Raw genomic sequence first — 25,464 nt, 5'->3', positions numbered from 1 at the left:
TTGACATCCTCCATCGCGCAGGCGAACTGTCGGTCGGCAAGGTCTTTCAGCGCTCATGAGTGCTGCTTCCGTCGTCCATGCCGCGCCGTTGGTTCCTGTGCTCGCTATTGTGGGCGTCGGCCTTATCGGCGGCTCGTTCGCGGCGGCACTGCGCGATGGTGGCGCTGTAGGCCGTGTGCTTGGCGTTGGCCGTCAACCTTCATCGCTGGCGCGAGCCCGTGAGCTGGGACTGATCGATGAGGCCGTCACGCTGGAGCAGGCCGCGCAGCAGGCAGACATTATTTTTCTCTCCACGCCCGTCGGCGCTACCGAGACTATCCTGTCACGCCTGAAGCCTACTCTGCGCCCTGGCACCATTGTGACCGATGCCGGCAGCACCAAAGCTGACGTGGTCGAGGCGGCCCGGGCCGCCTTGGGCGGGCATATCGGGCAATTCATACCTGGCCATCCGATAGCGGGCGCCGAAAGCACGGGTCCGGAAGCCGCCGATGCTTCCCTTTATCGGGGCCGCACGGTAGTACTGACTCCGTTGGATGAAAATACGAGCGAGGCAAAAACCCGGCTCACACGGATATGGGAGTCTTGCGGTGCCCGAGTCATGGTCATGGACCCGCAGGTGCACGACACGGTACTGGCATCGGTAAGCCACGTGCCGCATCTGCTTTCTTCTGTGTTCATGTGGCAGGTTGCCACGGCGCACGACTCCGATATACGCATGGCGCTGGCGGGTAGCGGTTTCCGGGATTTCACACGGATCGCCGCGGGCTCGCCTGAAGTCTGGCGCGATATATTCCTTGCAAACCGTTCCGCCGTACTGGCTGAACTGCAAGAGGTCAAGGCGGCATTGAACCGGGCGGAACAGGCGCTGCAGGATGCCGATGGCGAGGAACTTGAAAATTTTCTGGAACGCGCGGCGCTGGCCCGACGATTCTGGGGCAGCAGGAGTGGTTTGACATGACAAGTCCGAGTTTGCATCTGACACCGGTCACACTGGCAACGGGTCGGCTGAATTTGCCGGGATCGAAAAGTATTTCGAACCGCGTTCTCTTGCTGGCGGCGCTGGCTGAGGGGACCAGTCAATTGAACGGCCTGCTCGACTCCGACGATACGCGCGTTATGTTGGCCGCTTTGCGCCAGTTGGGCGTCGAGGTCAAGGAAACGGGCTTGGCCCAGATAGAGGTTCAAGGCGGCAGTCCTTTTCCTGTTGGGCAGGCTGATCTGTTCCTGGGCAATGCCGGCACCGCATTCCGGCCACTGACCGCGGCCCTGGCGCTGATGGGCGGCCAATACCGCTTGTCGGGGGTAGCACGCATGCATGAAAGGCCCATCGGCGATCTCGTCGATGCCTTGCTCAGCCTTGGCGCCGATGTCCAATACGAGGGAAACGTCGGCTATCCGCCGTTGCGAATCGGACAAGGCACGATTGATGGTGGCAAACCGGTGGCGGTCAAAGGCTCGGTATCCAGTCAGTTCCTGACGGCACTGCTGCTTGCCGCCCCTTTATATGCCGCCCAGGCATCCGACGACATGCACATCGACGTGGAAGGCGAGCTGATTTCCAAGCCTTACATCCTGATCACGCTGAACCTGATGGCGCAATTCGGCGTGCAAGTTCAACGGCAGGACTGGGCCCGGTTCACCATTCCGGCGGGCTCGCGATATCGGGCACCCGGCCGGGTGGAGATCGAAGGAGATGCCTCCACGGCCTCGTATTTCATGGCGCTTGGCGCCATAGGCGGTGGGCCCATCCATATCAACGGCGCGGGTTCGCAAAGCATACAGGGCGATATGGCATTTGCCGATGTTATCGAAGCCATGGGCGCCACAGTTGTTCGCCACCCACAGTCGATCGAAGTTCGAGGCGTCCACGTGGCGCGCGGCGACAAGCTCAAGGCTTTCGACCGTGATTTCAATCTTATACCTGATGCGGCCATGACTGCAGCGATGCTGGCCTTGTATGCCGACGGCCCTTGCACGCTGCGCAATATTGGCAGCTGGCGCGTCAAGGAGACCGACCGGATTCACGCCATGCATACCGAGCTGGAGAAGCTGGGCGCCTCGGTGGAGTCGGGTGCCGACTGGATACGGGTCCACCCCATGGAGCCGACGCGCTGGAGGTCTGCCAGTATCGAAACCTATGACGATCATCGCATGGCCATGTGTTTCGCAATGGCGGCTTTCGGTCCGGTCCCGGTCACCATCCTCGATCCCGGCTGCGTCAGCAAGACATTCCCGGAATTTTTCTCCGTCTTCCACGATTTGGTACAGGCATGAGTACATCGTCGACCCGCATCCCGGTCATCACCATCGATGGCCCTACGGCTTCCGGCAAGGGCACGATTGCCCATCGTGTGGCCGAGGCCCTGGGCTGGGCTGTCCTGGACAGCGGCGCGCTATACCGGCTGACCGCGCTTGCGGTCCAGCAACAAGGGGTTGATCCCGACGACGAGATTGCCGTGGCGCAGGTTGCGCAGGGCCTGGATGTTGCCTTCCAGGGCGACCAGGTAATATTGTCCGGAATCGACGTAGCCAGCCTGATCCGGCAGGAAAGCGTCGGGAACCTGGCCTCGAAGATTGCGGCCTACCCGCCATTGCGGCAGGCCTTGCTCGATCGCCAGCGGGCATTCCGCCTTGCACCTGGGCTGGTGGCCGATGGGCGCGATATGGGCACCGTCGTCTTTCCCGATGCGCCTCTGAAAATATTTTTGGAAGCCGACGTCCGTGCCCGCGCGGAAAGGCGTTGTAAGCAGTTGAAGGAAAAGGGGTTTTCTGCTAACCTTATGCGCTTGTTGGAAGACATGCGGGAGCGCGACGAGCGCGACCGCACACGGGCCAATGCGCCGCTAGTCGCGGCGCCTGATGCCAAAACGATCGATTCGTCAGCATTAAGTATCGATGAAACGGTCAATGTAGTGCTCGATCACTGGTCGAGTTTGGGGTTCCCGGCAGCACAATAGCAGCATTGCCATATCTGCGGCCTGGAATTATTTTTTACTCCACTGGGGTCTTTTGCCCTGGTGTGTTTTTAACAGCCATCCTGGCTTATGGATTTCATTTAATGTCCACCATTCCCACCTCTGCCGCCGCCGGCGGTGAAAGCTTTGCAGACCTTTTTGCCGAAAGTATCAAGAACCAGGACATGAAGTCCGGTGAGGTCATTTCCGCAGAGGTCGTACGCATCGATCACAATTTTGTGGTGGTCAATGCCGGCCTCAAGTCCGAGGCATTGATCCCTCTTGAAGAATTCCTGAACGACCAAGGCGAGCTCGAAGTCCAACCTGGCGATTTTGTATCCGTTGCCATTGATTCGCTCGAAAACGGTTATGGCGACACCATCCTGTCGCGTGACCGCGCCAAGCGCCTTTCGGCCTGGCTGCAACTTGAACAAGCCCTCGAATCGGGTGAAATGGTTACCGGCACCATCACTGGCAAGGTAAAAGGCGGCCTGACGGTCATGACCAACGGCATCCGCGCGTTCCTTCCTGGTTCGCTGGTTGACCTGCGTCCCGTTAAGGACACCACGCCCTACGAGGGCAAGACCATGGAATTCAAGGTCATCAAGCTCGACCGCAAGCGCAACAACGTTGTGTTGTCGCGTCGCTCGGTGCTTGAAGCCAGCATGGGCGAAGAGCGTCAGAAACTGCTCGAAACCCTCAGCGAAGGCGCTGTGGTCAAGGGCGTAGTCAAGAACATCACCGACTACGGCGCTTTCGTCGACCTCGGCGGTATCGATGGCTTGCTGCACATCACCGACATGGCATGGCGCCGTGTTCGCCACCCTTCGGAAGTTCTGCAGGTAGGCCAGGAAGTCGAAGCCAAGGTACTCAAGTTCGATCAAGAAAAGAGCCGTGTCTCGCTGGGCGTCAAGCAGCTGGGCGAAGACCCATGGGTCGGTCTTGCTCGTCGCTACCCGCAAGGTACGCGTTTGTTCGGCAAGGTCACGAACCTCACCGATTACGGTGCATTCGTTGAAGTCGAAGCCGGTATCGAAGGCCTCGTGCACGTTTCCGAAATGGACTGGACCAACAAGAACGTCGATCCACGCAAGGTTGTCACCTTGGGCGAAGAAGTCGAAGTCATGGTCCTGGAAATCGACGAAGACCGTCGCCGTATCTCCCTGGGCATGAAGCAGTGCCGTGCCAATCCTTGGGAAGAGTTCTCCATCAACTTCAAGCGCGGCGACAAAGTTCGTGGCGCCATCAAGTCCATTACCGACTTCGGCGTGTTTGTCGGCTTGCCGGGTGGCATCGACGGCCTGGTTCACCTGTCCGACTTGTCCTGGACTGAAACTGGTGAAGAAGCGGTTCGCAACTTCAAGAAGGGCGACGAAATCGACGCCGTGGTTCTGGGTATCGACACCGACAAAGAGCGCATCTCGCTGGGCATCAAGCAGCTTGAAGGCGATCCGTTCAACAACTTCGTGGCCACTTACGACAAGGGCGCCGTTGTTCCTGGCGTGGTCAAGTCGGTTGAAGCCAAGGGTGCAGTTGTAACGCTGTCGCTGGATGTTGAAGGCTACCTGCGTGCCTCCGAGATCTCCACGGGCCGCGTCGAAGATGCAACAACGGCGCTCAAGGCTGGTGAAAACATCGAAACCATGATCGTCAATATCGACCGCAAGACACGTTCGATTCAATTGTCGATCAAGGCTCGCGATACAGCCGATACCGCTGAGACCATCCAGCGCATGTCGGATGCCAGCGCTTCGTCGGGTACGACCAACTTGGGAGCCTTGCTCAAAGCCAAGCTTGACCAAGCACGCGACGACGGTTAATTGATGTGACCAAGTCTGAACTGATAGCGATCCTTGCTAATCGTTACCCGCAATTGGCTGTACGCGACACGGATTACGCTGTCAAGACAGTGCTCGAAGCGATGACCCAGGCTTTGGCCGGGGGTCAGCGCATCGAGATTCGGGGTTTCGGAAGCTTTTCCTTGTCCGAACGGTCGCCGCGCGTAGGCCGCAATCCGAAGTCTGGTGAAAAAGTGTTGGTGCCTGGAAAACAGGTGCCGCACTTCAAGGCCGGCAAAGAGTTGCGGGAACGCGTGGACTCTGCCTACGACGAAGAAGTCAAGGCGGCAGCAAACGAATCGTCCGTGGCGTTAGGGCAGTTCGATACGCGCATCATGCACGGGTAGATCGGTTTAGTCGGTTTGCATTACGCAATTCGACCGGCATTTACGGGCTCTCAATTTCGAGAGCCCGTTTTTTATGGGTCGCCACCGGGCATTGCCTTCGATTCCCCTTACAATTGTCAAAATCCCGGTTTATTGGAGTGTTCGTTATGCGCTATCTCGTTTGGATATTGCGGCTGGTGGTATTTGTTGTCGTTCTAATGTTCGCGCTCAAAAATACGGGGCCTGTGGACGTCAATTTCTTTGCTGATCATGTTGTGACGGGTGTGCCGCTGATCGTGGTGATGCTGTCTGTATTCGTGTTGGGCGTGGTGCTTGGCCTATTGATCGCGGCGCCCTCCATCATGCGCCGCCGTCGCGAAGCCAATAAGCTTCGGCGCGACGTGGCACGCCTGGAAGACAAGTTGAAGTATCCCAATGTTCCCGGTGAAGCCGTGGCCCCTGAAACGGTCGCGCCCCTGGCACCTCTCTAAACTACCGAGGTTGTGAATAGTGGATTTCGAACCCTGGTGGTTGATTTTTCTGCCCTTGCTCTTTGCGCTCGGCTGGATCGCGGCGCGTGTCGACATCCGGCAAATGCTGTCCGAGACCCGCAGCCTGCCGAACTCTTATTTCAAGGGCCTGAATTTCCTGCTCAATGAAGAGCCTGACCGCGCTATCGATGCCTTCGTCGAGGTAGCCAAACTGGATCCCGAGACAACGGAATTGCATTTTGCGTTGGGTAGCCTGTTTCGCCGCCGGGGCGAGATGGAGCGTGCCATACGGGTGCACCAAAGCCTGCTGTCGCGGGCCGATCTCGCGCAAGCCGATCGGGAAAACGCCCAGCATGAACTGGCGCAGGATTTTCTTAAGGCCGGAATGCTGGATCGGGCCGAGCAGGCTTTTGAACAGGTTCTCGACAGCCGTTTTGCGGTGCCTGCCGTCAGGGCGTTGATCCGGATCTATGAGTCCGAACACGATTGGCCTCGTGCCATCGAAGCGGTGAAGCGGCTGCGCGCGCTGGTGGATGAGCCTGTGCCGCAGTTGGTCCACTATCAGTGCGAGCGAGCAGTCGCTGCCATGGCCATGAAGCCGCCCGATATTCCCGCCGCCGAAGAAGCGCTCGACGCGGCGGACAACGCGGCGGTCGCGTTGGGTGGGAAAGTCAGTGGTCAGGCCTCGGAGGCGCGCATTGCCATGGAGCGAGCGCATCTGGCGAGACTCAGCAATAAGCCCGAGCGCGAGCGCAGCTACCTGGTCTCGATCTTGAACATTGCGCCGGAATATGCCAGCCTGGTGGCGGCCGAGATACTGGAAAGCTATCGACGCGTCGGCCAGCAGGCCGAAGGTTTGCAGTTGCTGCGCAACCACTATATGCGTTATCCCTCCCTGGATACATTCAACGTGGTATTTCGCGAGCTTCGTGCGCAGGAAGGGCATAGGCTGGCCTGGACATTCGCGCGCGAGGCCTTGCGCGCGCATCCTTCCTTGCTGGGCCTGGATCGCCTGCTTGAGGCAGAGCTTGCCAGCAGCGGCTCACCGGACCAGCGCGCGGCATTGCCGGGGCTCGATGCCGGCGCTTCGTCAGCGGGGGAAGCGCTCGCTTCATTGGTTCCCGCCAACGAAATTGCAGCGGGTGCCGATCTTAGCTTGCTGCGTTCCCTTATTCATAAACATACTCAGCGTCTCGACCGCTACTCATGCCGGGTATGCGGCTTCGAAGCGCGCAATTTCTATTGGCAATGCCCAGGGTGCAACTCTTGGGAAACCTACGAGCCGCGTCGCCTGGAGGAAACGAAATGACGCCATTTCCCGTACAGGCGGCAAGCCGTGTAAAAATTCTGGTGGCCGGCGACGTCATGCTGGATCGCTACTGGTTCGGCGAGGTCGAGCGGATTTCACCGGAGGCGCCGGTGCCGGTTGTGCGCGTTGCCCGGCGCGAAGACCGTCTGGGTGGCGCAGCCAACGTGGCGCGCAATATCGTAGCCTTGGGTGCCCAGGCCAGCCTGCTGGGCCTGGTTGGTAACGACGAAGCAGGCAACAAGGTCCAGGCGCTGGTCCACGAGGCCGGCATTCGTCCTTGCCTGGTCATCGATCGCCAGGCGCCGACAACCCTTAAAATGCGCGTCCTGGGACGGCAGCAACAATTGCTTCGGGTTGATTTCGAGGAAGCTCCCGGCACGCAAGGTGTCGCTGATTTCGATGCGCGGGCACGCGAGATCATAGGCCAGCACGATATCCTGGTTTTGTCTGATTACGCCAAGGGCGCGCTGTCGCAGGTCGGCTCGCTGATACGCATGGCACGCGAAGCCGGTATTCCGGTTCTGGTCGACCCCAAGGGCCATTTGTATCAACGTTATAGCGGTGCGACCATGATTACCCCGAATCGCGCCGAGATGCAGGAGGCCGTTGGTCGTTGGCATTCTGAGCAGGAGCTCGAGGATCGCGCCCAGAAGCTGCGGGCCGAACTGAATCTCGAAGCCTTGCTGGTGACCCGGTCTGAACAGGGAATGACCTTGTTTACCGACCATGGGCGTCAGCATACCGATGCGCATGCCCATGAAGTGTTTGACGTATCCGGTGCCGGTGATACGGTATTGGCCACGCTGGCCGTTACCCGGGCGGCAGGACTTGCCTGGTTCGATGCCGTCCTGTGGGCCAATCGAGCGGGTGGTGTCGTGGTGGGCAAGCTGGGTACATCAATCGTTACCGCGGAGGAATTAGCATGCTAGTAGTGACCGGAGGAGCCGGCTTCATCGGAAGCAATCTCGTACGCGGTTTGAACCGCCGCGGCCATACCGATATTCTCGTGGTCGACGACCTGACCGAAGGCGACAAGTTCGTGAATCTGGTCAAAGGGCAGATCGCCGACTACATGCACAAGGACGAATTCCGCAGGCGTATTGCGCAAGGCCAGCTGGGCAAGGTCGAGGCCATCCTGCATCAGGGGGCATGTTCAGACACGACTGAGCGCAACGGCCATTACATGCTCGATAACAATTATCGGGTCACACTGGAATTGTTCGAATATTGCCAGGCAGGCAAGATTCCGATGCTGTATGCATCATCGGCCGCGGTCTATGGTGCGGGGCCTGTATATGCGGAAGACATCCAGTACGAATCGCCGCTGAACGTCTACGGTTATTCCAAATTCCTGTTCGACCAGGTGTTGCGCCGCCATTTGCCGTCACTGACGGCGCCGGTCGTGGGTCTACGCTATTTCAATGTCTACGGACCGCAGGAGCAGCACAAAGGCCGCATGGCTTCCGTGGCGTTTCATAACATGAACCAGTTCAAGGCCGAAGGCCATGTGCGCCTGTTCGGCGGCTGGGACGGGTATGTCGATGGCGGCCAGTCGCGCGATTTCATCTATGTGGACGACGTCGTCGACGTGAACCTGTTCTTTCTTGATCACCCGGAAAAATCCGGCGTGTTCAACTGTGGTACGGGCAGGGCACAGCCATTCAACGACGTGGCGCGAACGGTGGTCAATACAATGCGTGCCCATGCCGGCATGCCCGAGTTGACACTGGAAGAGCTGGTGTCGCAAGGCCTGCTGCGGTATATCCCGTTCCCGGACGACCTCAAGGGACGCTACCAGAGCCATACCGAGGCCGACCTGAGTCAACTGCGCGCCGCGGGCTACGATAGGCCATTCAGCAATGTGCAGACAGGCGTTGCCGCCTATGTGAATACCCTGTTGGCCCGCTAGGACCATAGCGTGCCGGGTAGCTCTACGCATGGACTATATGCAGCTGGCCGGCTGTCCGTGAGTTCATAATGCAAGGATCATTGCAGTTCTGATAATTTTCTCGGAGACTGCAATGAATCCTTTCACCCACTCCACGGTGGCGCGTCCCCTGGCGCATGGCGAGCCGGACTCTCCTGGAGCAATGGCTGCGCCACCCTCGCTCGCTGCGGGCGCCCGCCAAACCAGGCGCCGATCATTGGTCGGATTGACACTGGGCGCCATGAGTCTCGCCACCGGCCTGGGGCTGCCCGCGGCAGGCGCATTGCCGGCAGCAACGAGCGTCTTTCTGGCGCGTGCCGGTCTCCTGGCCGGTTCCGCAGCGCCGGGGCTTGCTCTGGCCATCGACGTCAATAACGCGACTCAGCAACAGTTGCAGGATGTGCGTGGCATCGGCCCCCGGACGGCGCAAGTCATCATCGATGAACGCAAGCGCGGTGGCCGGTACGAGTCCTTCGAAGATCTGTCCGATCGCGTCAAGGGCATAGGGCCCAAAAAGGCGGCGTCTTTGAAAGCTGCCGGGCTGACTTTGGGCGGCAATGCAACGGGTGGGCTGCAAGGTGTGCCGCAGAACTCGTCGCAGAAGAAATGAGCAAGGCGTGGGCTTTTATTCAATGGCAAGCATGATCGGTGTATTATTTCGAGCATGAAATCGTATTCCACTATCGAAGACACCATAGGCGCGACGCCCCTGGTTCGCCTGCAACGTATCCCTGGCGAGGCTGGCGAGCAACGCGGCAACGTCATTCTGGCAAAGCTGGAAGGAAACAATCCGGCCGGCTCGGTCAAGGACCGCGCCGCCAGCGCCATGATCCGGAAAGCTGAAGAGCGCGGCGACATCAAGCCGGGCGACACGCTTATCGAGGCGACCAGCGGCAATACAGGTATCGCCCTGGCCATGGTGGCAGCAATTCGCGGTTATAAAATGATCCTGATCATGCCCGATAACCTGTCGGTTGAGCGGCGCGCCGCCATGGCCGCATACGGCGCCCAATTCATCCTGACGCCCGCCAATCAGGGGGGAATGGAATACGCGCGCGACCTGGCCAATACGATGCAGGCCGAAGGCAAGGGCAAGGTTCTTGATCAGTTCGCCAATGCCGATAACCCAAACGCTCATTTCGAGACCACGGGTCCCGAGTTGTGGCAGCAAACCGAAGGGCGGATAAGCCATTTTGTCAGCGCCATGGGCACCACCGGTACGATCATGGGCGTGGCGGCATATTTGCGTACGCAAAATCCTGAAGTCCAGATCATTGGCGCCCAACCGGCCGAAGGCGCCCAGATCCCCGGCATACGCAAGTGGCCCGAGGCTTACCAGCCTTCCATCTACAAAGCCGATGCCGTCGACACATTCGAGGCAATAGGCCAGGCAGAGGCGGAAGAGATGGCGCGTCGCCTTGCCGCCGAGGAAGGGATATTCGGTGGCATCTCTGCCGCCGGAGCCCTCGTGGCCGCAATGCGAGTCGCGCGCCGGGTACGCAACTCAACCATTGTGTTCATCGTGTGCGACCGGGGCGACCGGTATTTGTCCACAGGCGTTTTCAACTGACGGTAGTCTAGTTCGGGCCGCCATACCCCACGCGGTCTGCCAGGGCCTGGGCCAGGTCGGCGACCGAAGTGGCATAGAAATAGCTGCGGTTGTAGTGCGTTATCGCAAAGAAATTCGGTGTGCCGGTACGGTATTCCGCCGTGCTGCGCGGTTCGTCCAGCAGGTCTACAACGCCCAGCTTATGGCCTTTCCAGTCAGGCACCGGCACGTCTGTCGGCGAGGCACTGGCAACGAGTGTTTCGCGCTTTATCTGATTGCCGGCAGATGGCCTGACTTTGGCGCCTTGGTTCTGCAGTGTCGTCCAGTCAATCGTGGGATAGAGGCCGCCCACGACCAGTTTTTGAGGGTTGTCGGGCAGAATCAACGGTGCAAAGACAGGCAGGCCGGGCTGCCAGCCATGCATTCTCAAAAAACGAGCTACCGAGACGATGGCGTCGTCAACGCTATATAGCAGGTCGATGCGCCCGTCCTTGTCACCGTCCGCGGCATAGCGCATCAGGCTTCCCGGCATGAATTGCGGCAAACCCATTGCTCCCGCAAACGAACCCTCGACCGTACGTGCATCGAGCTTCTTCTCGTAATCCAGTTGTATGAGGTCTGCCAACTGGTCGCGGAATAGCTGGCTGCGTTCGGGCCGGCTGCTGTCTGGATAGCGAAAGCCGAGGGTCGCCAGTGCATCGAGGACCCGAAAATTACCTGTGTTGCGACCATAAACGGTTTCCACGCCAATAATGGCCACAATGATCGATGGCGGTACGCCGTACTCCCGTGCCGTTCTGTCGAGTGTCGACTTGTGCTCCGACCAGAATTCCACGCCGCGATTGATGCGCACCGGTTCGACAAAGCGATTGCGGTAGGTGACCCAACTGCGACGTATGCGGGTTTTGCCGGGCGCCATCAGTCGGGACGCGGTGGCGTTGTACTGGGCCGTTTTAAGGATGTCCACCACATGCGTCAAGGGTACGTGCCGCACTTGTGATACTTCGCGGGCGTAGGCCTGGATATCTGGCGTGAGTTCTCCGCCAGCTTGCAGGAAACCATCAGTGCCTGCTGTGGAGGAACCTGCCTTGATCGATGCACCGGCAAGCGAAGGGGTGGCAGGCTGGCCCGGTGTAACGGTTGCAACCGTTACCGGCGTCGTTGCCGTGGCCGGCAGCATCTGCGCGGGTGTAAGCGCTGTGGTTTGCGTGGTACCGCAACCGGCCATCAACAGGAAAACAGAAGTAGCTTGCAAAATACGAGCAGGTTTGAACATAATCGTCCTTATGGAGACTCTATATATTACTCATCCCGCGTGCCGTCTGCATGAAATGGGAAATTGGCATCCCGAATGCCCGCAAAGGCTTGATGCCATTAATGACCAGTTGCTGGCCAGCGGGGTGATGCCGTTGCTGACCGAAGAGCATGCTCCGCCTGCATCCGACATCGACATACTGCGTGTGCACACCCCCGAATATCTTGCCCACCTGCGCGCCAGCGTGCCGGCGCAAGGGTATTTTGCCATCGATCCCGATACCCTGATGAATCCACATACGCTCGAAGCGGCGATGGTGGCTGCCGGCTCCGGCATTGCGGCGGTGGACGCAATCATGGAAAAGAAATCGCAGACGGCATTTTGCGCGGTACGTCCGCCTGGCCATCATGCGCGTCCCGGGCTGGCCATGGGCTTCTGTTTTTTCAATAACATCGCCATTGCCGCGGCATACGCGATGGAAAGGTATGGGCTGGAGCGTGTCGCCATCATCGACTTCGACGTGCATCACGGCAACGGTACCGAGGAAATGTTCTCGGGAGATCCCCGTGTCTTGATGTGCAGCTTTTTCCAGTACCCGTTCTTTCCGAATATCCGCCAGGACGATCCGGCGGAAAACATGGTAAACATACCGGTCGAGGCTTACACCCAGAGCGATGACCTGCGCCAGTTGGTAAGCGACGTATGGATGCCCAGGCTCGAGGCGTTCAAACCGGAATTCGTGTTTATCTCTGCCGGCTTTGATGGCCACCGGGAAGACGACATGGGGCAATTGGGCCTTGTCGAGTCGGACTATGCGTGGATCACAGAGCAAATGGTGACACTGGCCAAGAACTCGGCGCAAGGCCGGGTGGTCAGTTTCCTGGAAGGCGGTTACAACTTGTCGGCCCTGGGACGCAGCGCCGTTGCCCATATCAGGGCACTCGCAACGTTGTAGAATAAGAAAGTTTACGTGAATTATTGTCTGGCGGGGTAGGCCGGGGCCAACGAGCAGCAGGTTCGACAGTCCGCTTACCGCGCTGGGTAGCACCATTTTTTTTCTATTCTTGGAGAATGCTCGATGAAGGTATTGGTACCTGTCAAGCGTGTGGTTGATTACAACGTCAAAGTACGCGTTAAATCCGATCAAAGCGGCGTGGATATCGCGAACGTCAAAATGTCGATGAACCCTTTCGATGAAATAGCCGTTGAAGAGGCTACGCGTCTTAAGGAAAAAGGGGTCGCGACCGAAGTGATTGCCGTTACCTGCGGGGTCGCCCAATCCCAGGAAACCTTGCGTACCGCCATGGCCATCGGCGCCGATCGCGCGGCGCTGATCCAAACCGACGTCGAGTTGCAGCCCTTGGCGGTCGCCAAGCTGCTCAAGGCTCTTGTCGACAAGGAGCAGCCCCAATTGGTCATATTGGGCAAGCAGGCAATCGACGACGATTCCAATCAAACCGGCCAGATGCTCGCCGCGTTGCTGGACTGGCCACAAGCTACATTTGCAAGCAAAGTCGAGGTGTCAGGTGATTCGGTGTCCGTCACGCGCGAAGTGGACGGCGGCCTTGAAACCTTGTCGCTCAAATTGCCGGCCATCATCACCACCGACTTGCGCCTGAACGAGCCGCGCTATGTCACTTTGCCCAATATCATGAAGGCCAAGAAAAAGACGCTCGACGTCATCACGCCTGAAGAGCTCGGCGTGGACGTTGCCCCGCGCCTGAAGACACTCAAGGTTTCCGAGCCACCCGCACGTTCGGCTGGCATCATGGTTCCCGATGTGGCTACGCTGGTCGACAAATTGAAGAATGAAGCGAAGGTGGTTTAAATGACGATTCTAGTAATTGCAGAACACGATAATTCGCACCTGAAGGGTGCCACCCTGAACGCCATTGCCGCAGCATCGAAGCTGGGTGACGACGTACATGTATTGGTCGCCGGCAACGGTGCGCAGGCGGTGGCCGATCAAGCCGCCAAAGCGGCTGGTGTAGGCAAAGTCTTGCTTGCGGACGGTCCGGCGCTGGCCGAAGGCCTGGCCGAGAATGTAGCCGCCCAGGTCCTGTCGATTGCCCAAGGCTATAGCCATATCTTGTTTCCCGCTACCGCGGCAGGCAAGAACGTGGCGCCGCGTGTGGCGGCCAAGCTCGACGTCGCCCAGATTTCCGACATTATTTCGGTCGAGGCAACAGACACGTTCACACGTCCCATCTATGCCGGCAATGCCATTGCCACCGTACAGTCCGCCGATACCATCAAGATCATTACCGTGCGTACTACGGCGTTCGATGGCGTCGCAGCTGAAGGCGGAAGCGCAACGGTAGAGTCCGTAGCGGTCGTGGCCGATTCCGGCTTGTCGTCCTTCGTGGGCCGCGAAGTTGCCGCCAGCGATCGGCCTGAACTGGCTGGCGCGAAAATCGTGGTGTCCGGAGGCCGAGGCCTGGGCAGCGCCGAGAATTTCAAGATTCTCGATCCGCTGGCCGACAAGCTCGGTGCCGCATTGGGCGCATCGCGCGCCGCCGTCGATGCGGGCTACGCGCCCAACGACTGGCAGGTCGGTCAAACCGGCAAGATCGTTGCGCCTCAACTGTATGTGGCGGTGGGTATCTCGGGGGCCATCCAGCATTTGGCCGGCATGAAAGACTCCAAGGTCATCGTTGCCATCAACAAAGACGCCGAGGCGCCGATATTCGGCGTAGCCGACTATGGCCTGGTGGCAGACTTGTTCCAGGCAGTGCCAGAGCTGGTCCAGGCGCTGTAGTCATACAGGCTTGCCAAGGGCAGGGAATAAGGGCCTGGCGGTTTCACGGCAGGCCCTTATTAATGGCGCGTCCATCGTAGATCGGATTAGCACCGTAGAAAGGTAAACCGATGGGGTCGCCGAGGCGCCAATCGCTTCGGAAAAGAATCAATACAGTACTCGGCAACCCAGCCAACGCTGTTCCAATACCAACTGCTTGATTAGCCCTTTGCACAGACTGATGACTTTGCCGACGGCCGGCGTAAGCGGCAGGCTTTCGCTGGAGCACAGTACGATTTCCCTGGAGAGTTCAACATCCATGGAGTGCGAGGTAATCGTACCGTTGGCGATCTCGGGCTGCGCAGCTGAATACGGCAATATGGTGGCGGCCAGCCCTTCGCGTACAGCGGGTATCAGAATGGCCGATGTGCTCGCTTCCGCAAACAGGTTGTAGGTCAATCGCGCTGCCAAGAAAACATGGTCGACCCGCGCTCTGAGCTTGTTTGGCAAGCTTGGCAGTATTAACGGCAAAGTCGATATATTCTTGATTGCGATGTTTCTCTCTGGCAGCTTCAGGCTGGCATGGGTAAGCAGGAACAAGTCTTCAACCAGTAGCGGCGTCAAGGAAATGCCTTTGATAGGCTGTTGGTCGGGCGAAAGCGAGAAATCGACTCTGCCCTGGAGTACCAGGCGAGTCAGGTCAGCACTGGGAATATCGACGATTTCCAGCACGATGCCCGGCACTTCCTGCTTGACCAATTTCATCAGTGGTAGTGCAATCATGCGTGCGGTGCTTGATGCCAGACCGATGGATACGGTGCCGGCCATCTGTTCGTCTGTTTTGGCCAAGAGACTACGTGTGCTATCGACCTGCCTGAGTATGGTCTGGGCGTGCCGGTAAAGAAGAACGCCCTCGGCAGTCGCATGGACCCCCTTAGAGCCACGCACTAGCAAACGCACCCCAAGATCCTCTTCCAGCAAGGCAATTTGCTGACTCAGCGCGGGTTGTGCGAGGTATAGGCTCTCCGCAGCCCTCGTCATGTTTTGCATTTCAAATACACGAACAAAATACTGAAGCTGACGCAAGTTCATGTCTCATCCCTTGTTCATTTTTTTAATGAAATAAGTTTATCTTATGGCGCCATTGTTAAAAAGTATTTTTATTAAAAGGAATCTATACCTAGAATCAAAGTTACTTAAAAAGGAGACGTTCAAGATGAGCCTTCCATTATCTGGGTTGAAGGTGCTGGATTTAACCCGAGCCTTGTCTGGGCCCTTCAGCACAATGATTTTGGCGGATCTGGGGGCTGAAGTCGTTAAGGTAGAGCCTACGCCGGCAGGCGATATGGTACGCCAGTGGGGGCCTTTCGACGAAGATATAAGTGTTTATTATCTTAGTGCCAATCGGAATAAAAAAGGCATAGGAATTGATTTTCGCAGCCCAGAAGGGCTGGCCCTGATCAAGCAAATGGCGCTTAAGTCGGACATCGTGGTGGAAAATTTCAAAGTGGGCACGATGGAAAACATGGGCCTGGGCTACGACGAGCTGTCTAAAGAAAAGCCCGGACTCATCATGGCTTCCATCTCGGGCTTCGGCAGCAAGGGGCCAGCAAAGAACTGGGCGGGTTTTGACCAGATCGCCCAGGGCTATTCCGGCTTTATGAGCCTGACCGGTACCAACGAATCGGGGCCTACACGGGTGGGTACCGCTATCGGCGACCTTACCGCGGGTATGTGGATAGTCATCGGCATATTGGCTGCCGTGGTCGAGCACAAGAATAGCGGCCGTGGCCAGCATGTGGAAACGTCTCTTCTGGCTAGCCTGATGGGCTTGCTTAGCGTGCAAGGGCAGCGTTATCTAAGCGTCCAGGAAGTACCGGAGCCTTGCGGCAACGTGCATCCGGTTATTGCGCCGTACGGTACCTTCGATACCGCTGACGGTCCGCTGAACCTAGCGCCCGCAACTCAGGCTATGTGGGGCAAGCTTTGTTCGATACTTGATCTGGAAGCGCTGACCTCCGACCCTCGTTTTCTGACCAATGCCGATCGCATGCAGAATCGCCATGTGCTTAAAGAGCTGCTGGAAGGAAGCTTGAAGCGCCGCTCCCGGATGGAGTGGACGCCCGTGATGATAGAAAACGGTATCCCGGCCGGCCCCATCAATAAATTGAACGACGTGTTTAGCGACCCTCAGGTAGTGGCCTGCAAGCTGGTTCAGACGGTGATGCATCCAGTTCTGGGCGAACTTAAACAGGTAGGGCTGCCGATAAGCATGACCCACATGGAAGAAGGTACATCCGTACGGACTGCGCCGCCCTTATTTGGCCAGCACACCAGCGATGTATTTGCGGACTATGGCTTCTCATCAACGGAAATTGAACGCTTGCTTGAGCAAAAGGTAATTCATCAGGCAGGCTGATCACGCCGCCGGCTTAAGCTGGAATAAATAACTAAAACTATTGGTAGGCAAAAATGTCAGACGCAAGCAGCGCCCCAGACACATTGAAGGATGCAGCTAAGCCAGAACTTACTATTTACGGTTCTATTGCGACGATCCGGTTTCGCAAGCCTGAATACGCAAATCGCTTAAGTCCCGATGATTTGCTAACGCTGCGGGAATACATCGCGACGGTCAACCGGACCAAAGAGGTTTTGGTGTTGCGGTTTGTCGGAGACGGTAAGTATTTTTGCAGCGGATACGACATTTCATCGCTCGCTGCGGAAAATGCACCCAGTTCCCTCTTCTTTGGGGAAACGATAGACCTGATAGAAAGCGCACGGCCCGTTACGATTGCGGCGATCAATGGCGGCGCTTATGGCGGGGGCACAGACCTTTGCCTGGCTTGTGACTTCCGTATCGGCGTGCCGGCAGCAAATATGTTTATGCCCGCAGCCAAGCTCGGACTGCATTTTTATCCTGGCGGTATGGCCAGATATATATCCAGGCTAGGCCTGAATCAGGCTAAGCGGCTTTTCCTAACGGCCGAAAAAATAGACGCTGAAGAAATGTTGCGTATAGGTTTCTTGACGGAAATTGTCCAGGGCGACCAGTTGGCTGCGCGTCTTGACGAGCTTAGCCAATTGCTTGCCGGCATGGCGCCTATTGCTCTGCTAGGCATAAAGAAGCACTTGAATCTGATCGCAAGAGCGCAGGTCGAAAGCCAGGATATCGAAGAGGGAGTGCGTTGTTCCGAAAGTTCCAGCGATATTTCGGAAGGCGCATTGGCCTGGAAGGAAAAACGCTTGCCGCAATTCAATGGCACTTGAAAACTGAATGAATACGAGGAGACAGTAATGATGAAAAAAATGATGAAACTGAGTTTGGCTTGTATCGCTTTGGGTGTCGTGGCAACGGCCCAGGGGGCAGAAAGTTATCCTGCCAAGCCCATTACATTAGTGATGGGGTTTCCCCCCGGTGGTGGCGCAGATAACGTGGGCCGGGTTTATGCGAATAACCTGTCCAAGCTATTAAAGCATCCAGTTGTTGTCGAGAACCGGCCTGGCGCAGGGTCAACGATAGGGGCGGCCCAGGTGGCGAAAGCCAAGCCCGATGGCTACACCCTCTATCTTGGCAATTCTAGTGTCATGGGCAGCGATAGCATTCTTTACAACGTAAGCTATACGCCCGATGACTTCATGCCAGTGGCGCGGCTTACCATCGCTCCCATGATATTGATTGCAAGTAAGGCGTCGGGCATAAGCAGCGTGAAAGATCTGCTGGAACGGGCAAAAAAATCGCCCGGCACGATTAACGTCGCATCGTCGGGTAATGGTGTGATCACTCATCTGGCTGCGGTAGAGTTCATGGACGTCAGCCATACTAAATTCATGCACATACCCTTTAAGGGTGGTGCGCCGGCGACACAATCCGTTGCTGCCGGCGATACAGACATTTCTTTTGCAACAGCGCCTTCCGCACGAGCCGCCATTGATACGGGTAAAGCCATAGGTCTGGGAATAACGACCGCCAAGCCATCTGGCCTTATTCCCCAATATCAGCCTATTTCGGATCTGGGTGTTCCAGGCTACAACATTGCCAATTGGTGGGGCATTTTTGTTCCCAAGGGGACGTCGAAAGAGGTCATAGACGTGTTGTTCAACGCCACGAATAAGGTGCTGGCCGACGAAGGCGTTCGGCAAAGCCTGGCGTCCAACTACGAAGAAGTTGCTCCATCCGCTTCTGTTGAGGAGTTCGTCAAGTTCGCCCGGAAAGAAGGGGAGCAAGGCCTGCGGCTGGCTAAAGCAAGCCGTGAGACGGCCAATTAGATTTTGTATGGGCCGTTTTTAGCCCATAGCCAGCCCTCTTCACAGAATAACGACAACATTCCTATACAGGAGATATATCTTGGGTAATTTATCGCAAGCGGCTATTGCTGCAGCATCCTTGGCTAAACGTTTGTCGGGACACCATCTTATTGATGGCCGGTTTGCGCCGGCGCTTTCAGATACCAGTTTTCCCGTCGTAAATCCCGCAACGGGTAAGGAAATAGGGTACGCAGCAAACGGCGCGGCGGATGACGTGAATGTGGCGGTTGCCGCAGCAAGCAAGGCTCAAGTCGCTTGGGCCCAGACATCGGCACGCGAGCGGGGTAAAGCCTTGCATGAATGTGCCCGGCGCCTATTGGAGCATTCCGAAGAAATCGCGCAGCTGCTTGCGCTGGAGACGGGCAAGGCTATTCGTACCGAAAGCCGGGTGGAGGCGAAACTGGTAGCAGAGTGCTTTAGTTTTTACGGCGGCCTGACTAGCGAGCTCAAGGGCGAAACAGTGCCCTTTGACCCTAAAATGCTTACGCTGACGCAGCGGGAACCCATAGGCGTGGTGGCCGCTATTATTCCCTGGAATGTTCCGTTAATGCTGATGGCATTCAAGATCGCGCCAGCGATTGCGGCGGGAAATACAGTTGTGGTCAAGTCCGCCGAAGAGGCACCTTTGGCTGCCCTACGGGTAATCGAGATCGTGAACGAAGTATTGCCGGCGGGAGTGGCTAATATTTTGTCCGGGGACGGCCCGACTTGTGGCGCACCACTGGTTGCTCACCCACGGGTGGGTAAAGTGACGTTCACCGGGTCGGTCGAAACGGGCAAGCATATTGCACGAGCAGCCGCTGAAAAGCTCATTCCGGTCACCTTGGAGCTAGGCGGGAAAAGCCCCATGATAGTGATGGATGATGCCGATCTTGACAAAGCGGTGGCTGGCGCCGTGTCGGGGATGCGCTTTACACGCCAAGGCCAAAGCTGCACAGCGGCTTCGCGGATGTTTGTCCATGAATCTATCGTTGATATCTTTGTGGAGAAGGTCAAGGAAAAGGTCAATGCCATGAAAATGGGTGACCCGCTCGACGAATCTACCGATATAGGCACCATTATTTCGCGTGCGCAGTTTGAGCGCGTGCATTCATATATAAGCCTTGGCGAGCAAGTCCCGGGGGCAAAGTCTCATCGGCTATCTGTTGTCCCTGAAGACCCAGCCTTGAAAGACGGCCTCTTTGTTCAACCCGTTATGTTTACGGGTATTTCAAATGATCATCAGGTTGCCCGCGAAGAGATTTTCGGCCCGGTCACTTGCGTTATCGCTTTCAAAGACTATGAAGACGCTATTCGGCAAGCCAATGACTCGGACTTCGCATTAGCCGCAACCATCTGGACCAGCAACATCAAGCTGGCAATGGATGCAACACAGCGCTTGCAGGCTGGTTTTGTCCAGGTTAATCAGAACATCGTCGCGCAGCCTGGGCTGTCGTATGGTGGCATAAAGCAGTCTGGCCTTGGAAAAGAAGCATCATTGGAGGCGATGCTGGAACACTTCACCAATAAGAAAACCATCATTATTAATTTAGCCTGACCACAGGCATAAAAGGACGGAGACAACACATGAAAAAGACCATTATGGCGATTGGGCTGGCTGCATGCTTTTCTGCACCGCTTGCTTTTGCCGCCGGCGATGTAATACGTATTGGCGTCTTGAATGACCAGTCCGGGCTGTATTCTGACTTTGGCGGTGTAACGTCCGTCGTCGCCGCCAAAATGGCGGTGGAAGACTTTGGCGGCACCTTGCTGGGCAAGAAGATTGAAGTGCTTTCAGCCGATCACCAAAATAAAACCGATATCGCCACCTCGACCGCGCGCAAGTGGTTCGATGTCGACAATGTTGAAGTTATTGCGGATCTGACCAATTCTGCGGTTGCCCTTGCGGTACAGGGGTTGGCCAAAGAGCGTGGAAAAATAACGCTTGCTTCCGGCCCGTTCTCAACCAAGCTGACCAACGAAAATTGTTCTCCTACTGGTTTTCACTGGACATTTGATACCTATGCCTCATCGGTGGGTACCGCCCGCGGCGTGCTTCAAGATGGCGGGAAAGAGTGGTTCATTCTTGCTGCGGACTATGCATTTGGCGCACAGATGGCGGCAGACCTGACAAAAACGGTCGTCGCGAACGGCGGCAAAGTACTAGGTCAGGTTAATCATCCCGTTAATACGTCAGATTTCGCGTCATTCCTGCTGCAAGCGCAGTCGTCCAAAGCCAAGATAGTCGGCTTGGCCAATGGCGGCACGGATACGGTCAATTCCATCAAGCAGGCAGCTGATTTTGGTTTGGTAGATCAAGGTCAGCGACTGGTGGCGCTGGCCCTGGTCATTAGCGATGTCAATGCTTTGGGGTTGGATAAGGCAAAAGGGCTTGTCGCCACAACTGCGTATTATTGGGATCGCGACGATGCGAGCCGGGAATTCGCCAAGAGATTTGAAGAACGGACCAAGCGTAAGCCGGGTATGGTGCAGGCGGGTGTGTACTCTTCGGTGATGCATTATCTGAAGGCCGCCAAAGCTGCTGGAACCGCAGATGGCAAGGTGGTTGCGGAAAAAATGCGCGAACTGCCGGTAAACGACTTTTTTGCCCAAAATGGCAAAGTTCGTGTTGATGGTCGTATGGAGCACGATATGTACCTGATCCAGGTTAAATCGCCAGCCGAATCAAAAGGGCCTTGGGACTATTACAAAATCCTTAGAACAATTCCAGCCGATCAAGTCACTATGCCGCTCTCTGAAAGCATGTGTGAGCTAGTCAAAAAAAGCTGAAAACCGCGGTCCCAAGGCTGAATGGCGGGCCGTTGGTCTGGTATTTAACCTTGGGAGGTACCTATTTACAGGAGTTGCATTATGTCGACGATTGCCTTTATTGGATTGGGCAACATGGGTTACCCGATGTCTAAAAACTTATTGAAAGCCGGGTATAACGTTATTGGTTTCGATCTTGTTGCTGAAAATTGTAATCGCCTGGTTAGTGTCGGCGGCCAGACGGCAGCTTCCATTGCCGACGCCGTAGCGGTAGCGGATATTGTCATTTCCATGGTCCCTACCGGGAAACATGTCCGTGCAGTCTACGAGGGGCCAGACGGGGTGTTGCAACATGCGCGCCCGGGTACGTTGCTGATAGATAGTTCGACTATTGACGTCGAGAATTCGCGTGCGGTTAGCCAAGCCGCTGAAGCGGCGGGTTTTGTTATGGTGGATGCCCCAGTTTCCGGAGCGGTGCCGGCTGCCGAGGCAGGAACGCTGGTATTCATGGTCGGCGGGACCAAGGAGGCCTTCGATCGCGTGGTTCCGACCTTGACGTGCATGGGAACTTCCCTGGTCCATGTGGGCGCTGCAGGTTGTGGCCAGGCAATGAAAATCTGCAACAATATGATGGCTGGCATGAGCATGGTTGCGCTCAGCGAAGCGCTTACCTTGGCTGAGCGTTTGGGCCTGGATTACCAGACTGTGTACGATGTCGTGACAAAAGGGTCCGGCAATTGCTGGGCCTTACAGGCTTATTGTCCGGTGCCTGGTCCGGTGCCTGCCTCGCCCGCCAATCGCGATTATGCCGCCGGGTTCTCCATGGCCATGATGCTCAAAGACATGCTGCTGTCTCAAAGTGCCGCCGCTGATGTCTCCACTTCTACTCCCACTGCCGCAAGCGCTGCTGCGCTTTATCAAAAAGCGGTCGACAACGGTTACGCAGCCAAGGATTTTAGTTTTATTTTTAATCTGGTCTCAGGCCGCACAGGGGTTTCGAATGAAAATGCCTCCGATTAAGGCCATACGCACAACTCGGCCCGGCGGGGCCGAAGTCCTGGAGCCGGTTTTCCAGGAATTGGATGCGCCGCGCAGCGGGGAGGTGTTGCTTCGGCAAACGGCCATCGGCGTTAATCTGATTGATGTCTATCATCGGACGGCAATCAGTGGGCAATACGCCATAGACCATCCTGCAATCTTAGGGGTCGAGGCGGCGGGTGTTGTCGAGGAGGTTGGACCAGGCGTCAGTGGTTTCCATACAGGCGATCGGGTTGCCTATTGGATGGTTCGAGGAGCTTATGCGCAAAAGCGGCTTATTGACGCGTCTCGCCTGGTAAAGCTTCCTGATTTTGTTTCCGACGAGATAGCCGCTGCCTGTTTGGTAAAGGGGACCACGGCACAGTATTTACTGCACAGAATTTATGCCGTTAAACAAGGCGATGTGGTGCTTGTTCATTCGGCAGCGGGCGGCGTTGGGCAATTGCTTTGTCAATGGGCCAAGTATCTGGGTGCCATGGTTATAGGTACTGTTGGGTCTATAGAAAAAATGCCGATTGCCAAGGCAATGGGATGCGATCATGTAATTTTGTATCGTGATACCGACTTTGCCGGGCATGTCAGGCAGCTTACGGCAGGGCGAGGTGTTGATGTCGTTTATGACTCTATTGGCAAGGATACGTTTGCGGGTTCGCTGGATGCTCTGCGGCCCTTGGGAACCATGGTCAGCTTTGGCCAAGCGAGCGGCCCGGTTGATGCAATAGACATAAGCGTGCTGGCTCAAAAAGGGTCGATTTTTCTTGCCAAGCCTACTCTCGCTACTTTTATCCAAGAACGCTCGGACATTGAGTCGCTTGCGGAAGGCTTGTTCGAGGTGCTTGCTAGCGGCGCAGTCAAAGTAGATATAAAGCACCGTGTGCCGCTTGAGGATGTTGCATTAATGCATGAGGCACTGGAGTCTCGGAATACTACGGGATCAATCATATTGATTCCTTGATTTCTCTCTATTGCATTACGTTCGGGCCAGTGTGAAAGTATGGCAAAATGATCCGCAGACATTGTTCATGAAATCAATAACGATGGTTCGAATAAAACCGCGACTGTTTACATTGTGGAGATCAAGTGAGTTATCGCGCACCAACCCAAGATATTCGTTTTGTCCTTAAAGAGCTGGCGGGCCTGAAAAGTGTGTTGGCCTTGCCGGGTTTTGAAGAAGTTTCGGAGGACCTGGTCGATGCGGTGCTGGAAGAGAACGCCAGATTCGTGGAGCAGGCCATTGCCCCGCTGAATCGGGCCGGTGATACTTCACCTTCCCAATGGACAGACGGACAAGTGACTACCTCGCCGGGATTCAAGAACGCTTTTCATGAATTCGCACAAGGTGGCTGGCAAGGTTTGCAGCACGAGCAAGAATGGGGCGGGCAGGGCTTGCCCAAGCTAGTCGGCGCTCCTGCCAGTGAAAACATGAACGCGGCCAGCCTGGCGTTTTCATTGTGCCCCCTGCTTACCGATGGCGTCATCGAAGCCTTGACGGCCGTGGGCACGCACGATCAGCAATCACGCTTCATCCCGCCCATGCTCGAGGGCCGCTGGACCGGAACGATGAATCTTACCGAGCCTCAGGCGGGCTCGGACCTGGCTCAGATTGCCACCAGGGCGGTAAGGCAGGACGATGGGAGCTACCGCTTGTCCGGGCAGAAAATCTTCATCACCTACGGCGAACACGATATGGCGGAAAATATCGTGCACTTGGTGCTGGCGCGTACGCCGGATGCGCCTAAAGGCGTAAAAGGGATTTCACTGTTCATTGTGCCCAAGTTTCTGGTCAATGAAGATGGCACGCTGGGGCAGCGCAACGACGTCTGGTGTGCATCGCTCGAACATAAGCTGGGCATACACGGAAGCCCGACAGCGGTTCTGCTGTATGGCTCCGGCAAGGGCGACGTTGGGGAAGGCGCTATCGGCTATGTAGTCGGAGAAGAAAACCGTGGGCTCGAGTACATGTTCATCATGATGAACGCTGCGCGATATGCGGTAGGAGTCCAGGGTATTGCAGTATCGGAACGGGCTTTGCAACATGCGGTGGCTTATGCCGACGAGCGCCGTCAAGGCCAGGCACTAGAGGGCTCGGCGGGCCCCGTTGCTATTTCAGATCACCCTGATGTGCAACGCATGCTACTGAGCATGCGGGCGCTGACGGAGGGCGGCCGAGCCTTGGCGTACGTGGCCGCGGCAGCGTGCGACTCCTCGCGCCGTCATTCCGACGCCGCCGTCAGGGCGCAGAACAAGGCTCTATACGAATATCTGGTCCCGATAGTCAAAGGCTTTTCCACCGAGTCTTCCATCGAGGTTGCCTCCCTGGGCGTGCAAGTCCATGGCGGAATGGGCTTCATCGAAGAGACCGGGGCTGCCCAGTTTTACCGTGATGCCCGCATCCTGCCCATTTACGAAGGCACCACGGCGATCCAGGCCAATGATTTTGTGGGGCGAAAAATAATTCGCGATGGCGGCGCCGTTGCAAAGGCGCTGTCCAGCGAGATGCGGTCGGTGGTTGCTCAGTTGGAAGATGCCTGCGCCAAGGTGGCTACGGATGCGGACGGTTTGGCCTTGATAGCCCGGCGCCTGAACGCCGCCATAGACGCTTACGATAAGGCGACGGCATTTACGTTGGCCAATGCGCAATCATCGATTCGCGCTGTTTTCCTGGGCAGCGTGCCTTACCTGATGCTGGCAGGTACGGTTCATGCCGGCTGGCAATTGGCACGTGCGGCACTGGTTTGCAGTCAAAAGGCCGATGCGGGGCAGGGCACGGCGTTTTATACTCAAAAGCTTGCTACCAGTATTTTCTATGCTGCGCATATTCTTCCTCGGGCCGAGTCGCTGTCGGCTTCCATCGTGGAAGGAAACGTTGCGAGTCGGTATGCTGCTACGGCAGGCACGGCATAAGTATATGTTTAGGGGTTATTTCCTTTAGCGTTCTTATGCTGCCACAATATATGGCATACCTTTTCCTTTTGTTCTACGACCAA

At 56.7% G+C, this 25,464-nt stretch carries 24 protein-coding genes; 22 read left to right on the top strand and 2 right to left on the bottom strand.

Going from position 1 to position 25,464, the window contains the following annotated elements:
- Nucleotides 1–55: 55 nt before the first annotated feature.
- From CR159_RS14595 to cysM, 11 genes are all read left to right on the top strand, one after another.
- Entirely contained in the window at nucleotides 56–958 is a 903-nt protein-coding gene (locus tag CR159_RS14595) for a prephenate dehydrogenase (RefSeq protein WP_102074690.1), read from the top strand.
- Nucleotides 955–2,274: a 3-phosphoshikimate 1-carboxyvinyltransferase gene (gene aroA, locus CR159_RS14590; RefSeq protein WP_102074689.1), complete on the top strand. Its 1,320-nt coding sequence runs from the start codon at nucleotides 955–957 to the stop codon at nucleotides 2,272–2,274. Before CR159_RS14595 ends, aroA begins: the two co-directional genes overlap by 4 nt.
- Nucleotides 2,271–2,957 carry a (d)CMP kinase gene (gene cmk / locus CR159_RS14585; RefSeq protein ID WP_102074688.1) on the top strand — a complete coding sequence of 229 codons (687 nt, stop codon included), beginning with the start codon at nucleotides 2,271–2,273 and terminating at the stop codon, nucleotides 2,955–2,957. Before aroA ends, cmk begins: the two co-directional genes overlap by 4 nt.
- Nucleotides 2,958–3,058: 101 nt before the next feature.
- On the top strand, nucleotides 3,059–4,774 hold the full coding sequence (rpsA, locus tag CR159_RS14580) for a 30S ribosomal protein S1 (protein WP_102069030.1): 1,716 nt from the start codon (nucleotides 3,059–3,061) through the stop codon (nucleotides 4,772–4,774).
- A gap of 5 nt (nucleotides 4,775–4,779) precedes the next feature.
- Nucleotides 4,780–5,139 carry an integration host factor subunit beta gene (locus tag CR159_RS14575; RefSeq protein WP_102074687.1) on the top strand — a complete coding sequence of 120 codons (360 nt, stop codon included), beginning with the start codon at nucleotides 4,780–4,782 and terminating at the stop codon, nucleotides 5,137–5,139.
- A 146-nt stretch (nucleotides 5,140–5,285) separates the two neighbouring features.
- The gene (locus tag CR159_RS14570) at nucleotides 5,286–5,609 is read left to right on the top strand and encodes a LapA family protein (RefSeq protein ID WP_102074686.1); all 324 of its coding nucleotides are present in this window, start codon (nucleotides 5,286–5,288) and stop codon (nucleotides 5,607–5,609) included.
- A 19-nt stretch (nucleotides 5,610–5,628) separates the two neighbouring features.
- On the top strand, nucleotides 5,629–6,918 hold the full coding sequence (gene lapB, locus CR159_RS14565; RefSeq protein WP_102074685.1) for a lipopolysaccharide assembly protein LapB: 1,290 nt from the start codon (nucleotides 5,629–5,631) through the stop codon (nucleotides 6,916–6,918).
- A complete protein-coding gene (gene rfaE1, locus CR159_RS14560; protein ID WP_102074684.1) occupies nucleotides 6,915–7,847 on the top strand; it encodes a D-glycero-beta-D-manno-heptose-7-phosphate kinase in 933 nt (310 codons plus the stop codon). Before lapB ends, rfaE1 begins: the two co-directional genes overlap by 4 nt.
- On the top strand, nucleotides 7,841–8,827 hold the full coding sequence (gene rfaD, locus CR159_RS14555) for an ADP-glyceromanno-heptose 6-epimerase (RefSeq protein ID WP_102074683.1): 987 nt from the start codon (nucleotides 7,841–7,843) through the stop codon (nucleotides 8,825–8,827). The genes rfaE1 and rfaD overlap by 7 nt, the downstream gene beginning before the upstream one ends.
- Before the next feature lie 112 nt (nucleotides 8,828–8,939).
- A complete protein-coding gene (locus CR159_RS14550) occupies nucleotides 8,940–9,455 on the top strand; it encodes a ComEA family DNA-binding protein (RefSeq protein ID WP_233208329.1) in 516 nt (171 codons plus the stop codon).
- A gap of 54 nt (nucleotides 9,456–9,509) precedes the next feature.
- A complete protein-coding gene (gene cysM, locus CR159_RS14545; protein WP_102074682.1) occupies nucleotides 9,510–10,415 on the top strand; it encodes a cysteine synthase CysM in 906 nt (301 codons plus the stop codon).
- Between the two features lie 7 nt (nucleotides 10,416–10,422).
- Here cysM and mltB read toward each other — a convergent pair whose 3' ends face one another.
- The gene (mltB, locus tag CR159_RS14540; RefSeq protein WP_102074681.1) at nucleotides 10,423–11,670 is read right to left on the bottom strand and encodes a lytic murein transglycosylase B; all 1,248 of its coding nucleotides are present in this window, start codon (nucleotides 11,668–11,670) and stop codon (nucleotides 10,423–10,425) included.
- Nucleotides 11,671–11,680: 10 nt separating this feature from the next.
- Between mltB and CR159_RS14535 the strand changes: the two genes are divergently transcribed.
- From CR159_RS14535 to CR159_RS14525, 3 genes are all read left to right on the top strand, one after another.
- Nucleotides 11,681–12,604 carry a histone deacetylase family protein gene (locus CR159_RS14535; protein ID WP_102074712.1) on the top strand — a complete coding sequence of 308 codons (924 nt, stop codon included), beginning with the start codon at nucleotides 11,681–11,683 and terminating at the stop codon, nucleotides 12,602–12,604.
- Nucleotides 12,605–12,727: 123 nt separating this feature from the next.
- Complete coding sequence (locus CR159_RS14530; RefSeq protein ID WP_102074680.1) at nucleotides 12,728–13,477, top strand: electron transfer flavoprotein subunit beta/FixA family protein; 750 nt, start codon at nucleotides 12,728–12,730, stop codon at nucleotides 13,475–13,477.
- A complete protein-coding gene (locus CR159_RS14525) occupies nucleotides 13,478–14,407 on the top strand; it encodes an electron transfer flavoprotein subunit alpha/FixB family protein (protein ID WP_102074679.1) in 930 nt (309 codons plus the stop codon).
- A 147-nt stretch (nucleotides 14,408–14,554) separates the two neighbouring features.
- Here CR159_RS14525 and CR159_RS14520 read toward each other — a convergent pair whose 3' ends face one another.
- Complete coding sequence (locus CR159_RS14520) at nucleotides 14,555–15,478, bottom strand: LysR substrate-binding domain-containing protein (RefSeq protein ID WP_102074678.1); 924 nt, start codon at nucleotides 15,476–15,478, stop codon at nucleotides 14,555–14,557.
- Nucleotides 15,479–15,602: 124 nt separating this feature from the next.
- On the opposite strand from CR159_RS14520, the gene CR159_RS14515 reads away from it, so the two are divergent.
- The 8 genes from CR159_RS14515 (at nucleotide 15,603) to CR159_RS14480 (ending at nucleotide 25,381) form a co-directional block, all read left to right on the top strand.
- Nucleotides 15,603–16,805 (top strand): CaiB/BaiF CoA transferase family protein, encoded by a 1,203-nt coding sequence (locus tag CR159_RS14515; RefSeq protein WP_102074677.1) that lies wholly within the window; start codon nucleotides 15,603–15,605, stop codon nucleotides 16,803–16,805.
- 53 nt (nucleotides 16,806–16,858) lie between these two features.
- Nucleotides 16,859–17,653: an enoyl-CoA hydratase/isomerase family protein gene (locus CR159_RS14510; protein ID WP_102074676.1), complete on the top strand. Its 795-nt coding sequence runs from the start codon at nucleotides 16,859–16,861 to the stop codon at nucleotides 17,651–17,653.
- A gap of 27 nt (nucleotides 17,654–17,680) precedes the next feature.
- On the top strand, nucleotides 17,681–18,652 hold the full coding sequence (locus tag CR159_RS14505; RefSeq protein WP_102074675.1) for a Bug family tripartite tricarboxylate transporter substrate binding protein: 972 nt from the start codon (nucleotides 17,681–17,683) through the stop codon (nucleotides 18,650–18,652).
- Between the two features lie 79 nt (nucleotides 18,653–18,731).
- The gene (locus tag CR159_RS14500; RefSeq protein WP_102074674.1) at nucleotides 18,732–20,228 is read left to right on the top strand and encodes an aldehyde dehydrogenase family protein; all 1,497 of its coding nucleotides are present in this window, start codon (nucleotides 18,732–18,734) and stop codon (nucleotides 20,226–20,228) included.
- Nucleotides 20,229–20,257: 29 nt separating this feature from the next.
- Nucleotides 20,258–21,460 (top strand): ABC transporter substrate-binding protein, encoded by a 1,203-nt coding sequence (locus CR159_RS14495; protein ID WP_102074673.1) that lies wholly within the window; start codon nucleotides 20,258–20,260, stop codon nucleotides 21,458–21,460.
- Nucleotides 21,461–21,541: 81 nt separating this feature from the next.
- A complete protein-coding gene (gene mmsB, locus CR159_RS14490; protein WP_102074672.1) occupies nucleotides 21,542–22,459 on the top strand; it encodes a 3-hydroxyisobutyrate dehydrogenase in 918 nt (305 codons plus the stop codon).
- Entirely contained in the window at nucleotides 22,440–23,432 is a 993-nt protein-coding gene (locus tag CR159_RS14485) for a quinone oxidoreductase family protein (protein WP_439650547.1), read from the top strand. The genes mmsB and CR159_RS14485 overlap by 20 nt, the downstream gene beginning before the upstream one ends.
- 125 nt (nucleotides 23,433–23,557) lie before the next feature.
- Nucleotides 23,558–25,381, top strand: a complete 1,824-nt coding sequence (locus CR159_RS14480) for an acyl-CoA dehydrogenase (protein ID WP_102074669.1) — start codon at nucleotides 23,558–23,560, stop codon at nucleotides 25,379–25,381.
- Nucleotides 25,382–25,464 lie beyond the last annotated feature (83 nt).

Origin of the sequence: Pollutimonas subterranea, from assembly GCF_002849655.1 — a bacterium.
Taxonomy (GTDB): Bacteria; Pseudomonadota; Gammaproteobacteria; order Burkholderiales; family Burkholderiaceae_B; genus Pollutimonas; species Pollutimonas subterranea.
The sequence above is the reverse complement of the archived record's forward strand: the minus strand, read 5'-3'. Positions and strand labels throughout refer to the sequence as shown.